Source organism: Polaromonas sp. P4_F4, from assembly GCF_056401355.1.
Window position 1 is genome coordinate 20,992 of sequence record NZ_JBFUJO010000036.1, and the last position, 12,511, is coordinate 33,502.

At 59.8% G+C, this 12,511-nt stretch carries 11 protein-coding genes and 1 pseudogene; 10 read left to right on the forward strand and 2 right to left on the reverse strand.

Features of this window, described 5'->3' with window-relative positions; all coding sequences use genetic code 11:
• Positions 1-55 precede the first annotated feature (55 nt).
• From AC1DUR_RS24060 to AC1DUR_RS24100, 9 genes are all read left to right on the forward strand, one after another.
• Positions 56-1,441: a phosphomannomutase/phosphoglucomutase gene (locus tag AC1DUR_RS24060; RefSeq protein WP_477717796.1), complete on the forward strand. Its 1,386-nt coding sequence runs from the start codon at positions 56-58 to the stop codon at positions 1,439-1,441.
• Positions 1,442-1,583: 142 nt separating this feature from the next.
• Positions 1,584-2,678, forward strand: coding sequence for a lipopolysaccharide heptosyltransferase I (waaC, locus tag AC1DUR_RS24065; RefSeq protein ID WP_477717795.1), 1,095 nt, complete (start codon positions 1,584-1,586; stop codon positions 2,676-2,678).
• Positions 2,675-4,000, forward strand: coding sequence for a 3-deoxy-D-manno-octulosonic acid transferase (locus AC1DUR_RS24070; RefSeq protein ID WP_477717794.1), 1,326 nt, complete (start codon positions 2,675-2,677; stop codon positions 3,998-4,000). The genes waaC and AC1DUR_RS24070 overlap by 4 nt, the downstream gene beginning before the upstream one ends.
• 350 nt (positions 4,001-4,350) lie before the next feature.
• Positions 4,351-4,860, forward strand: coding sequence for a hypothetical protein (locus tag AC1DUR_RS24075; RefSeq protein ID WP_477717793.1), 510 nt, complete (start codon positions 4,351-4,353; stop codon positions 4,858-4,860).
• 110 nt (positions 4,861-4,970) lie between these two features.
• Positions 4,971-5,447 carry a VOC family protein gene (locus AC1DUR_RS24080; protein WP_477717792.1) on the forward strand — a complete coding sequence of 159 codons (477 nt, stop codon included), beginning with the start codon at positions 4,971-4,973 and terminating at the stop codon, positions 5,445-5,447.
• A gap of 151 nt (positions 5,448-5,598) precedes the next feature.
• Positions 5,599-6,078, forward strand: coding sequence for a hypothetical protein (locus AC1DUR_RS24085; RefSeq protein ID WP_477717791.1), 480 nt, complete (start codon positions 5,599-5,601; stop codon positions 6,076-6,078).
• 35 nt (positions 6,079-6,113) lie between these two features.
• The gene (locus tag AC1DUR_RS24090) at positions 6,114-7,019 is read left to right on the forward strand and encodes an alpha/beta fold hydrolase (RefSeq protein ID WP_477717790.1); all 906 of its coding nucleotides are present in this window, start codon (positions 6,114-6,116) and stop codon (positions 7,017-7,019) included.
• 119 nt (positions 7,020-7,138) lie between these two features.
• A complete protein-coding gene (locus AC1DUR_RS24095; protein ID WP_477717789.1) occupies positions 7,139-7,609 on the forward strand; it encodes an anthrone oxygenase family protein in 471 nt (156 codons plus the stop codon).
• Between the two features lie 299 nt (positions 7,610-7,908).
• Complete coding sequence (locus tag AC1DUR_RS24100) at positions 7,909-8,193, forward strand: hypothetical protein (RefSeq protein WP_477717788.1); 285 nt, start codon at positions 7,909-7,911, stop codon at positions 8,191-8,193.
• Between the two features lie 266 nt (positions 8,194-8,459).
• Here AC1DUR_RS24100 and AC1DUR_RS24105 read toward each other — a convergent pair whose 3' ends face one another.
• Positions 8,460-9,566, reverse strand: a complete 1,107-nt coding sequence (locus AC1DUR_RS24105; protein ID WP_477717787.1) for a cyanophycinase — start codon at positions 9,564-9,566, stop codon at positions 8,460-8,462.
• A gap of 2,049 nt (positions 9,567-11,615) precedes the next feature.
• On the opposite strand from AC1DUR_RS24105, the gene AC1DUR_RS24110 reads away from it, so the two are divergent.
• The gene (locus tag AC1DUR_RS24110) at positions 11,616-11,963 is read left to right on the forward strand and encodes a hypothetical protein (RefSeq protein ID WP_477717786.1); all 348 of its coding nucleotides are present in this window, start codon (positions 11,616-11,618) and stop codon (positions 11,961-11,963) included.
• Between the two features lie 325 nt (positions 11,964-12,288).
• On the opposite strand, the pseudogene AC1DUR_RS24115 reads toward AC1DUR_RS24110, so the two are convergent.
• Positions 12,289-12,511: pseudogene (locus tag AC1DUR_RS24115) on the reverse strand (IS4 family transposase); the annotation flags it as partial.

Genomic DNA, 12,511 nt, shown 5'->3' on the forward strand with positions numbered 1-12,511 from the left:
AGGGAGGGTACCCCCCTACAATCGATTCACTTTAACTTTCAGTGAACCCCCGCCCATGCAAGTCAGCGCATCCATTTTCAAGGCCTATGACATTCGCGGCGTCGTGCCGTCCACCATCAACGATGAGATGGCCGAGGCCCTTGGGAAAGCCTTTGGCACGGTGGCGCTGGCGGAAGGAGAGAAAACCGTGGCCGTGGGCCGCGACGGCCGACTCAGCGGGCCCTCGCTCAGCGCAGCGCTCATGCGCGGCCTGGCGGCATCCGGCGTCAATGTGATCGATGTCGGCATGGTCACCACGCCCATGCTGTACTTCGCGGCCAACACCCTGGCCACCTCGGGTATCCAGGTCACCGGCAGCCACAACCCCAAGGACTACAACGGCTTCAAGATGGTGATGGCTGGCCGGGCGATTTATGGCGAGGACATCCAGGCCCTGCGCCGCCTGATCGAGTCCGAAGGCTGGGCGCAGCCGGCGCAGGGCGGCGCCATCAGCCGCGTGGATGTTGAAAAGGATTACCGCGATCGCATCGTTTCCGACATCAAGCTGGAGCGCCCGCTGAAGATCGTCATCGATTCGGGCAACGGCGTCGCCGGTGCCTCGGCCCCCGCCATTTTTCGCGCCCTGGGGTGCGAGGTGACCGAGCTGTTCAGCGAAGTCGACGGCAACTTTCCCAACCACCACCCCGACCCGAGCAAACCCGAGAACCTGCAGGACTTGATCAAGGCGCTGCAAAGCGGTAACGCCGAGCTGGGCCTGGCGTTTGACGGCGACGGCGACCGGCTGGGCATTGTGACCAAGGACGGCCAGAACATCTACCCCGACCGGCAGATGATGCTGTTTGCGCGCGACGTGCTGTCGCGCGTGCCGGGCGGCACGATTTTGTTCGACGTGAAGTGCTCGCAGCGCCTGGCGCCCGAGATCGAGGCGGCCGGCGGCGTGCCGCTGATGTACAAGACCGGCCACTCGCTGATCAAGGCCAAGATGAAGGAAGTCAACTCACCGCTGGGCGGCGAGATGAGCGGCCACATCTTCTTCAAGGAGCGCTGGTTCGGCTTTGACGACGGCACCTACGCCGGTGCACGTCTGCTCGAAATCCTGAGCCGCGTGCCGGATGCCGGCATCCTCCTCAACGGCCTGCCCACTAGTTTCAGCACGCCGGAGCTCAACGTCGCCTGCAAGGAAGGCGAGCCCCACACGGTGGTGGAAGCGCTGACCAAAGCTGCCCACTTTGCGGCACCCGCCAAAATTTCCACCATCGACGGTGTGCGCGTGGACTGGCCCGACGGCTTTGGCCTGATTCGCGCCTCCAACACCACGCCCGTGCTGGTGCTCCGCTTCGAGGGCCACACCCAGCAGGCACTGGAGCGCATCGAGGCCGATATGCTCGCGCTGCTGCGCAGCGTCAAGCCCGACGCCAGCTTCGCTGCCGCGGCGCATTAGAGATGGTGCCCCCACGCTCGTCACTTCGTGTACTTCGCTGCCCCCCAAGGGGGCGCTGCGCCTGCGGCCCGGCAAAGCCGGCTCCGCGGCCCCGGCTGGAGAAGAGGGAGCCCGCAGGTGATGCGCCAAGGAAGCGTTTACATTGAAAATCTTGTTGGTCAAGCTGTCGTCGCTGGGTGACGTGGTGCACACCCTGCCGGTGGTGCAGGACATTCATGCTGCCTTGCCCGACGCGCAGATTGACTGGGTGGTCGAAAAATCATTTGCCCCCTTGCTGGCGCGTTGCGCGGGCCTGCGCCGCGTCATTCCCTGTGAGATCAGGCGCTGGCGCAAGTCGCCCCTGACGGCGGTTACGCGCGCCGAGTGGAGTGCCTTCAAGGCGCAGTTGCGGCAGGAAAGTTACGACGCCGTCATCGACCTGCAGGGCCTGACCAAGTCCGCGCTGGTGGCGCGGCTGGCCCGGCTGGCCACCGCAGGTGAGGGCGGCAAGCGCTATGCGCTGGCCAACCAGACCGATGGCTCGGGCTACGAGGCGCCGACGCGCTGGGTGGCCGACGTGGCAATCCACATCGCGCCACAAACCGCTGCCATGCAGCGCTCCCGCCAACTGGCGGCGCAGGCGCTGGGCTACGACCTGCGGCCTGAACCCGACTTTGGATTAACACGGGTTCCAGCCCAGGAAAAAACCGGGAAGAGCGCTCCTGAAGAGATAGCAAGCCCGGCGGGCCTGGAACGGGTGGCCTTTGTGCACGGCACCTCGCGCGCCGACAAGGAGTGGCCGCTGGACCACTGGATAGAGCTCGGCCGGCGCCTGGCCGCGGCGGGCTGCCAGCTGGCCTTGCCGCACGGCAATGCGAAGGAGCTGGCAACGAGCCAGGCCATTGCAGAGGCGCTGAATGAACCGGGAAGCCCTGTGGTGGCCACCGTGTGGCCTCTGCTGTCGCTCGATACCCTGACGGACGAGCTGGCGCGCTGCGCCGGCGTGATCGGCGTGGACAGCGGCGTGAGCCACATTGCCGTGGCGCTCGATTTGCCGCATGTGCAGATCTACAACTTCGATACCGCGTGGCGAACCGGGCCACCGGCTTTGATGCCCGAGGACGGCGGCGCGCCCGCGCGGCGGCAGGTCAGCGTGTTTGCGCAACCAACCCCCAGCGTTGAAGCCGTCTGGCAAGCCTGGCTGGCTTGTCGTGAGGCCCCCGCGGCGGCGCATACGACCATTGTGGCCACCCCATGAGCCAGCTGTTGCTGCGGCTTTATTCGCTGGCCCTGGTGCTGGCGCAACCCATGCTGCGCCGCAAGCTGGCGCGGCGCGGCCAGCGCGAGCCCGGCTATCTGGCGGCGGTTGAAGAGCGCTTTGGCCACTACACCCAACCGGCCGAGACTTCTTCCGAACTGGTGTGGGTGCATGCCGTGTCGCTCGGGGAAACGCGCACCGCGGCCATGCTGCTCAAAGCCTTGCGCGCGCAGTACCCGGGCCTGCGTATTTTGCTCACGCACGGCACGGCCACCGGCCGCGCCGAGGGCGCGGCGCTGCTGCAGCTTGGCGATGTGCAGGTGTGGCAGCCCTGGGACAGCCCGGCTGCCGTGGCGCGCTTTTTCAATCACTTCAGGCCACGACTGGGCCTGCTGATGGAAACCGAGATATGGCCCAACACGGTGGCCACGGCCCGCGCGTGCGCCATGCCGCTGGTGCTCGTCAATGGCCGCCTGTCAGACAAATCATTGCAGCAGGCGCTGCGCATCGCACCGCTGTCTTTGCCGGCCTATGGCGCGCTGGCCGCGGTGTATGCGCAGACCGAAGACGACGCGCGGCGCTTTCGCCAGCTTGGCGCGCCGGTGGCTGGCGTGTTTGGCAACCTCAAGTTTGATGCCACGCCCAGCGCCGGCCAGCAGGCACAAGGCCGGGCATGGCGGCAGGCGCTGGCGCAGCCGGTGCTGATGTTCGCCAGCTCGCGCGAAGGCGAAGAAGCCGATTTCCTCAAGCAGATAAAGGCTGCGACCCAGGCAAGGCTTGGGCTGTCAGCCACGGGTTCGGCAGCCAATGAACCCGCCAGGTCTTTCCATGCACTGATCGTTCCCCGCCACCCGCAGCGCTTTGATGAAGTGGCGGCCCTGGTGGAGCAGCATGGCCTGCGCGTATCGCGCCGCTCGCAGTGGACGGGCGGCCCCGCCGACAGCGACGAAGCCCGGCAGGCCGATGTCTGGCTCGGCGACTCCCTCGGCGAGATGGCGCTGTACTACGGCCTCAGCGATGTGGCCCTGCTCGGCGGCAGCTTCGCGCCCCTGGGTGGCCAGAACCTGATCGAGGCCGCAGCCTGCGGTTGCCCGGTGGTGATGGGCCCACACACCTTCAACTTCTCCGAGGCCGCCGAACTGGCCGAGGCCGAAGGCGCAGCCCTGCGCGTAGCTGGTATGCCTGAGGCCGTCCAGGCCGCGCTGGGGCTGGTAAGCGACCCGCCCGCGCTGGCAGCGGCGGTGGATTCCGGCCTGGCGTTCGCGGCCCGCAATCGGGGTGCGGCTGCAAAGACGCTGGATGCCTTGCGCGCCTATCTGTGAGTTGCTTCGCTGCCTGGGGGGCGATTGTGAGGGCAGCGCTAGCCCAGTTAAACATTCCAATATGCAGGCTTTCACAGATTTGGCATTGCCCCTTTGAGTCTCCACCGCATCGGATTTCCCCAATGAATTCAAGGCGTTACAGAAGACGACGCTGTCTTGTTCATTGGCAGGCGAAGTTGTTCATGAGCAGCTTTGGCGACTTTGCCGTGATTTTCGTAACGGCACATTCGACACCAGATACGAAAAGTCAGTTATAAATCAAGTACTTATAGTGGATGCTGGGAGGCGATCGTGGTGCATAGAAAAGTTGCTCATGTGACCTGCTTGATGTCCATAACACGTTATACGCCATGAGTGACGCTTCATCTGAACTGCACAAAGCTTTGCGCGAGGGGCAGCAGAAGCTAACTTACTTTTTGCTGGGTATTGAGACGGCTGTCTTCGCTTATCTGGGCAAGGACTTTGTAGCTGAAAAGATCGGCCTTACGCGCAACACCTTTGAACTCCTGGCTCTCCTGGCTTTTGCGGGATCCATCATTGCCGGTGTATTGGCGGTCTCAGCCTATGTGTACGTGCAGAAATTGAACGTTGAACAACTCGGTCTAAATGAAAATATCAGAAGCCACAGGCTGGCAGCTGAGAGCGGCGTGCCTCACATCAATTTCCTAACAGGTAAGGAAGAGGCCGGCGTTGCATTGCTAGCGCAGGCAGACGCACTGATGAAGGAGTATCGCGAACTCGAGGACCACATTGGCGAGGCGTCACGCAAGACCGAGGCTATTGGACTGGTGCATACCGGACTATTGATTGTCGGCTTGCTGCTTTTGATGATCTCGAGATCAATTGGCCTATTCCAATGACGGGAGCGTATAACTTGTCAGTCAACGCGGACGCCCAAAAGCGTCCGGCCGCTGCGCGGCCCACCTTGAGTGGGCGCCGGTCACTTTTACGTTAGACGCCAAGGAGCATCATGACGGTCAAGCGTATGGACAACGTCGGCATCGTGGTGGCAGACATCGATGCCGCCATTGCGTTCTTCACCGAACTTGGCCTCGAGCTCGAGGGGCGCGCTCCAATCGAAGGAGACTGGGCTGATGGCGTCACCGGATTGCACGGCATGCGCGTCGAGATTGCCATGATGCGTACGCCGGACGGCCACAGCCGGCTCGAGTTGTCCCGCTTCCTCGCGCCGCCCGTTGTCGCCGATCACCGCGTCGCCCCAGTGAACGCTCTTGGTTACCTACGCGTCATGTTCACCGTGGAGGACATCGACGATACGCTCGTCCGGCTCGGCAAACGCGGCGCGAAGCTCGTCGGCGAAGTGGTCCAGTATGAAAACATGTATCGGCTCTGCTATATCCGTGGTCCCGAAGGAATTCTCATCGGGCTCGCCCAACAGCTCGGGCAGCAGACTTCCCGAGAGAATCCCATAGGACGTAACCGTTGAGAACTAAAGAAGTGGCGTCTAACCCGGCAGTCGAGCGGACCTGCGCGAAAAGCCGCGCAGGCCGCTCACTTCGTTAGAAGGCAAGAGCAGCGACGTCACGGAAGAACAACGTCGTTAATGGTTCAGGCATTTACGTTAAAGGAGGCGAAGCATGCATAGCACCAGGTCTGTTCTGTTGAGTCTAATAATTGCCGCGGTTCTTGCCGGTTGCGCATCTTCTGGGCCGATGGTCACCCGTCAGGACGCTGCCGTCGAAGCCAATCGAGGCCTGGTTGGGGCCTGGATCGTGACAGCCAGCCGTGCACGCGGCGTAGGGAAGAACCTTCTTACCTTTTCGTCGGATGGCACATTCTTTCGGAGCGGGGACACCCACCCCGTATACAGTGGCGGTCATGGTGCCTGGAAGCGCGTCGGCGACAAGGAATTTGATGCCACCTATATCGCTTTTAATTTCGATCAAGACGGAAAGTGGATCGGAAGCAACAAGGTCCGGATACATATTATCCAAGGCCCTGGAGACAACGAGTTCACGGCCGCAACAAAATCCAGCAGACGCGACTTACAGGACAACGAGATTAGCGCGGCCGAAGGCCGTCTTACGGGAAAACGTATCGAGGTGGACCCGTTCTGACATTGCGCTTTAAAGTCCCGGTGAGGAGACCAACCATGATCCGCTCGTTCTGGCATTTGGCATTAGCGCTGCTTCTCGCCGCGTGTGCGGCGACAACGCCGCGCACCTGGGACCTTCCGGCTGGGGTCAAGTCCCTTTCCGTCAACGGATACGAGATGGCCTTTGTCGAGCGTGGTTCTGGCGAGCCGGTCATCTTCGTGCACGGCACGGTGAGCGACTACCGCTACTTCCGCGGCCAGATGGAGCCGTTCGCCGAGCGCTACCGCACGATCGCGCTTAGCCTGCGCCACTCGTACCCGGAGCATTGGGGCGGAAAGGGCGACACCTTGACGATGGGCCAGCATGTTGCCGATCTCGCAGGCTTCATCCGCGCGCTCAACGCCGGCAGAGTGCATCTGGTGGGCCATTCGCGAGGCGGCCAGGTCGCGTTGGAAATGGCGAGCCAGCATCCCGAACTGCTGAAGTCGCTCGTGCTCGCCGATCCGGCACCGATGGCGAGCTTCCTCTCCGCAGCGCCGCCCGCGCTCGCAGCCCTTGAGCGGCGGCGCACGTTTGTCTCGGCTGCGATCGAGCACCTGCAAAGCGGCAGCACCGATGCCGGCCTCGAAAGCTTCGTGGACGGTGTCACCGTGCCGGGCGGTTGGAAGAACCTGCCCGAGCCCAACAAGCAGGGCGTCCGCGACAACGCCTGGACCATCAAGAGCCTGCTTGCCGATGCCAACGAAGCACTCAGCTGTGAACACGTCAAGCGCATCACAGTGCCGGTCTTGCTCGTCTCCGGCGAACGAAGCCCCGACGAGTACCGCCATATGCAGGACGCGATTCAACCGTGCCTGCCGCGCAACGAACGCGCGGTCATCCCGAAGGCGGGCCATGTGATGAACGTTGCGAACCCGACGGCCTTCAACGCCTTGCTGCTCGGCTTCTTCTCGAAGAACTAATCTGCGGGATGACGCTCAACCCTTCCATCGAGCGGACGTCCGAAAGCGGGCTTCGCCCACTTTCGTCCGCCGCTCATGTCAAATATTGAGCGTCATAGAGCGCGACCCAGGAGGCTTCTATGCTCATCGCAGTCATGATCCTTGTTTGCGTCGGCGCTGGCATTGTTGGCGGTGTTTTCTTTGCCTTCTCCACCTTCGTCATGAAGGCTCTCGCTCAGCTTCCGGCCAGTCAGGGTGTCGCTGCCATGCAGCGCATCAATGTCGTTGTCATCAATCCTCTCTTTTTGGGCGTTTTTCTGGGCACAGCTTTCTTGGCTGCCGCTTGCGTTGTCATGTCAGTTCTCAGCTGGAATACGCCACGCTCCTTCCTGCTGCTCGCATCAGGTCTTCTGTATCTGGTGGGTTCGTTTCTTGTCACCATGGCGCTCAACGTGCCACGCAATGAACGTCTGGCTGGCCTAGACCCTGCGTCTTCGCAAGCCGCCGAGTATTGGGTTGTCTATCTGCGCGAGTGGTCGCTCTGGAACCATGTTCGGTCAGTGGCCTCGGTCGCATCGGTGGCCTGCAGTGCCGGCGCACTGGCAATCTAAGTCGGTGAGGTCAATTCCAACGGTTACGATAGCCATGATTTCCACTCTCAAGTGAGTTGATGAAAAGTTTGACCTCTCCATCGTGGCACTCAGTTGCCGTGAACCGCAACCCCAACGGGTCGCGGCTCGCTTGGGACGGGGAAGTCCCTTGCATTCGTTGGGCGTCGGGAGAAAAGGCGAACCACGTGACGCCGAGCATGCAAGGTCACCGTCTTACTGGGTAGTTCCCAGCATGTATTCTTCAGCCTACGGTCCCGCCCATAGGACTTCAACCAACCGGCACTGGGAGGTGTCAATACATGAAGCAACAAGTCGCTAGGTTTTCGCCCCACCAGAACGGTAAAGTGTTTGCGGTTCTGATGGCAGTCAGTTCTATGGTGTTCATGGTGCCGTTCGTGCTGATCGCATCAATGGCCGGTCCCAAAGAGTCCGCGCCGCCGGTTCTCTTTTTGGCTCTCTTTCCCATCATCTACTTGGTGATGGGTTATGTGATGGTCGCACTTGGTTGCGCGGTCTACAACTTCATGTTCCGTTATATCGGAGGCATTGAGTTTGAGTCGCAAACCCAAAGTGCCGACGTCTAACCCCTCGTATATGGACTTACATGGTCCGCCCAAGGAAAGCAAGTTTCTGCGTCGTAACGGTTGAAAGGTTTGCTGCCTTACATTCGGGCTGTTTGTGCAGAGGGTACTGCTGCCCATGATGGCGATTCGCGGGTTGGCTCCTCAATCGGCACTGGCGCACTTTGTGTGCTCCGGATATATCGGGTTTTGCTCAGCCGTCTTTTATGCCTTGGGTGCCGCAAAATTTAAGGAACTGCAGCACCGTTTCACTTGAACAACCGGCAGGCTCAGTAAGGGTTATTGCTCGGCCCATACAGCACGCCACGTTGGACATACAGCAAGTACGTACTACCTCCGTCGCGAAGCCAGTTGGCCATGTTGAATTGATCCCCAGCCGCCTGGGTGAGCTTGTCAACAAGTACCGACGAGACTTCGAGCGGGGTTTTAGGCTTGACAATCAAGGTAGTGCCTGGGTCTTGCGGTAGTTTCAAGAAGTACGCCGCCCCGGTTCCGCCGCTGTTGGCACGCACCGTGGCGATGTCGCCATCAATCACGACGGCAGTTCCCTCGTCGACACCGATGGCCCGTGCGGCACTCCAGGGCATACCATCTTGAATCATCCTCGCCAGAAAGGTCACCAGGCGTCCCATGCGGTCGCGGCTCACCAGATGGGCATCCACGATCGTATTCTGGAGTTTGGGAATGGTTTCCAGGAACGTACGGTCAAGGGTGAGCCTGCGGTTATACGGGTCGCTGAGTGCATCTGACGAAGTGATCGTGCCGCGCTGTGCTGAAAAATCTACAGCGCCCAACACCGCGAGGCCCGCGCTCGTTCCGCCGATAGGCACGTTTTTCGGAAGCAGCACAGTCTTGATGATCGTCTCGACGGAGGTCTCGTTCCACTGACCGATGTAGCTCCACTGGTCGCCTCCGGCGATGAACAACACGTCTGCCCCGAGAATGACGCTCGTGACCTTCGGATCGTTGGCACCATTTGGCGTTTTGATGACCAGGGTCTCGACCGAGTCGACGCCTTCCATGGCGGACAAGTAGGGGTTGTAGCCATCTGCACCCGAAGCGCGGATGACGACGACATCAATCTTGCTGGTGGCGCTCCCTCCAGCCTTGGCTATCATGTCCTTGAAGGCCTGGTCAACGTCGAGCCCTCCACCCATCAACACAGTCATCTGTGATGTGGGCCGGCTGGGTGACATATCGGCTGAATTACCCGTGAGGTAATAGTCGAAGTCCTTGGTGCTGAGGGTAGGCTTGGCGCCAGTTCCGCTGCCACCGCCCGCCGCCTGCACAGGAGAAATAAGAACAAACGAAACGGCGGCCAGCGCCAGCAGGTCGCGTGCCAATCCAAGCCAGGTGCGGCGTGTAGGATTTTTCATCTTGTTATTCCTATCCGTTAAGTTGATGGCGCCCAGACTATTGGTATTGGGACACCTTGAACAACGAAATTCGCGGACTTGTCTTGATAAAAAAGTCTGCGCAGTGGAGCGATAGTATCGTCCGACAGCACAGCAACCTCGGCATCAAAACACGCAGATGGTCAATTCCGAACTGGCGTACAGAGCTGAACGGTACATGGCGAATGTCGTGGTTGTCAACACTCACGCGAACAGGGGGTGCCCTTGGGTTTGCGTAGGCGAAATCGCTTGTGTTGACGCGGTGGCTGGGCTGTCGTCGGTTTCGAGGAAAAATTGTTAAGCTGACCCGCTGTAGCATTTGAGTGTCAGTAAACGGGTGGCGGCGTCAACGGCTGGGTCGGGCACCCAGGAGCCGGCGACGACAGGCAGGTATTGAGCAACCCCGGGGAGATGCAAGTCTGAACGACCGTTGCCGGGCGAGCAATTTGAGATGCTCGCTGGCTCTTGACGGCCCAAGCTGACGTTCCAGGTATTACCCCATTGTGTTCGCTCTCCCTCAATTGAAGGATGGGCTGGCGGGCAAATAGCTTCTAGACTCGGCGGAGGCACGGCGTCAGGCCTCTTATGTTCAATGTATCTGCAACACGAGCGACGACACTCCGGTCTTTTCGCGCCAAAGTGCCACACATCCCGTACCTGATTAACTTCATTGGAGGTGAGACCATGCTTCAGGCTTTCTTTCGCTCGATAGTGCGCCTCGCGCTCGCCACACTTGCATTTTTTGCTGGCGCATCTCCTGCCCAACCGTACTTTTTCTCCGGAGGTGACATAGTTGAGAGGCCTGAAGTGGTAGTTGTCTACTGGGGCGATCAGCCTGCTACCTTTACGGCAAATCTGAATAAATTCTATTCCAGGATTACGCGAAGTGGGTATCTTGACGTATTAACTGAGTACTCACGAACCGGCCGACCAATCGGTGCTGCGTCGCTCATTTCCAGTGTTCAGATCATGCCGGGAGATAGTCGTACAGTTGATACGCTGGAAATAGCACGAGAAATCGATCGCCACATACTTAGCGGCATCCTCCCAATTCCGAGTTCTCGCACTGTATACATGGTGCACTTCGGCGCAGCCATGAGTACTGTAATGGGAGCAAACATCTTGGGAGCCCAGATAGGAGCCTCCCCAGTGGCTGGTAGGTTTTGTGGCTATCACTTCACTGCTCGTACACAGGTTCCCCTCCCTTTGCCGGGCCTCTTTGCTTACGGACCAAAGATCAGAATCTCCGTAATTCCTGATCCATCCACTACGCCCGCTGGTTGTTCCGGAAAGCCAAATACATTCAATGCAGTAACTTTCGTTTCAACGCATGAGCTCGTGGAAACCATCACTAATCCGGATTCTGTCATCATCGAAATGTCGCCTGTGACCGGAGCGGCTGTTCAATGCAACGGTGTGAACTTTCCTGTTGGCGCAGCAATTCCAGTTCCACCAATCGGACCCGGCCCACTCGTCGTACTTAATGGACAGTCCCCGTGGGCCTGGAATTCAAGTCGTAGCGTTATCTGTAACCCCGACGAAGTATCTGATCAATGCTCAGCGCCGCTGAGGTTCAGAACAACGAACACCCTTGATGGGGCATACATTGTCAGCGGTATCTTCCTAAATTCGAGGCGAGCCTGCTCGCTGTCTACTAGACAAGGAGATGTATTAGAGGCCCCACCGCCACGACCACCTACCGCGCGGGAGGTCTGCACTCGAGACTGCAGACAGGAGCAAAGTGCGTGTATGGCAGAAGCGCGTTCTGGTGTTGTCCGCGGAGCATGTTCGCGTCAAGCGCTAGCCTGCAACCGTGCGTGCCCGTAGGTACGGGCGAGGGCTTAACCCTTCGTTGCACGGGACAGCATTCGGTTGCCCGTGAACTCGAACGTCTAGGTCTCCAGGAATGCTGTCGCCACCACTGCTCTGGCCCTCTGTGGCGACCCCGCGCGCCGAGTTCGCAGCCGTCAAGGACCTCCACGCACATCTGACCGGCCTCAAGTACAACGTGGAGTCGTGGAGATTAGAGGCGTGGTGATCAAGAAGTGTCCCTCGTTGAGCGATTCCATAGATTCGACACTACTCCGGCAATCGGCCAAGTTGCTGAACGACTATTTCCCTGAGATTGATGGATTGCGCGATGCGATGGCACACGCTGGCGAGTTCGATGCGCATCCGGAAGACCATGCACCGGACGGAATGTTCGCGCTAAAGGGCTTCCGTGAACCCCACAGGTTCAGCGCGCCGTTCAAGCGGAAGCTGTATCACCTTGACATTACGGACGAGACTCTTGCACGGATAACTGAAGTGGTGGTTAAGTTCTTCGAGGGCTTTATGCCGGCGTCCGAAATGCTTGAAGCTCAGGGACATGTCGAATGATGCTGCCCTTACCCGCAGCGAGACCTAGCATGCCGTATATGGACTCCCCCTCAAGTGCAAGAAACTGACCGATAGTGTGGCTTTGGGGGGGCACCTGCAGTCGTATATCCGGCATCTGTTGTGGGCTCTGTTGGGGCCCGTGCCGACATGGAATCTGTATCACAGGCGAACCAATCGCTACAAGCGGCACGTGTTGCCCATCTCGCTGCACGTGCTAATGTTCCAGCATGAACTCGACCCCGCATTATCAAGCTCCATGGCTTTAATTGCTTCAATTGCCCGGATTGATTCAAGATAGTATTAGCCGCATTAGCCCGAATGGCACTTACTTTGGCTCATAGGCATGACCATGCCTCTGGACGTGTCGGCGAGCCTGGTCGCGGGGCACCTTCAACCAGGGGTAGGGTTTGGGCCTTCGTTTTCGCATTCGCGGCTCGATGCGTCCGGGTCGATGGCCGACCCTGCATTGTGCGATCAACGTGAATAGCCGCCCGCAATCCTTCGTGGCCGAGAGGCCTCGCGAGACCCACTCTGTCCACAGTTGCACC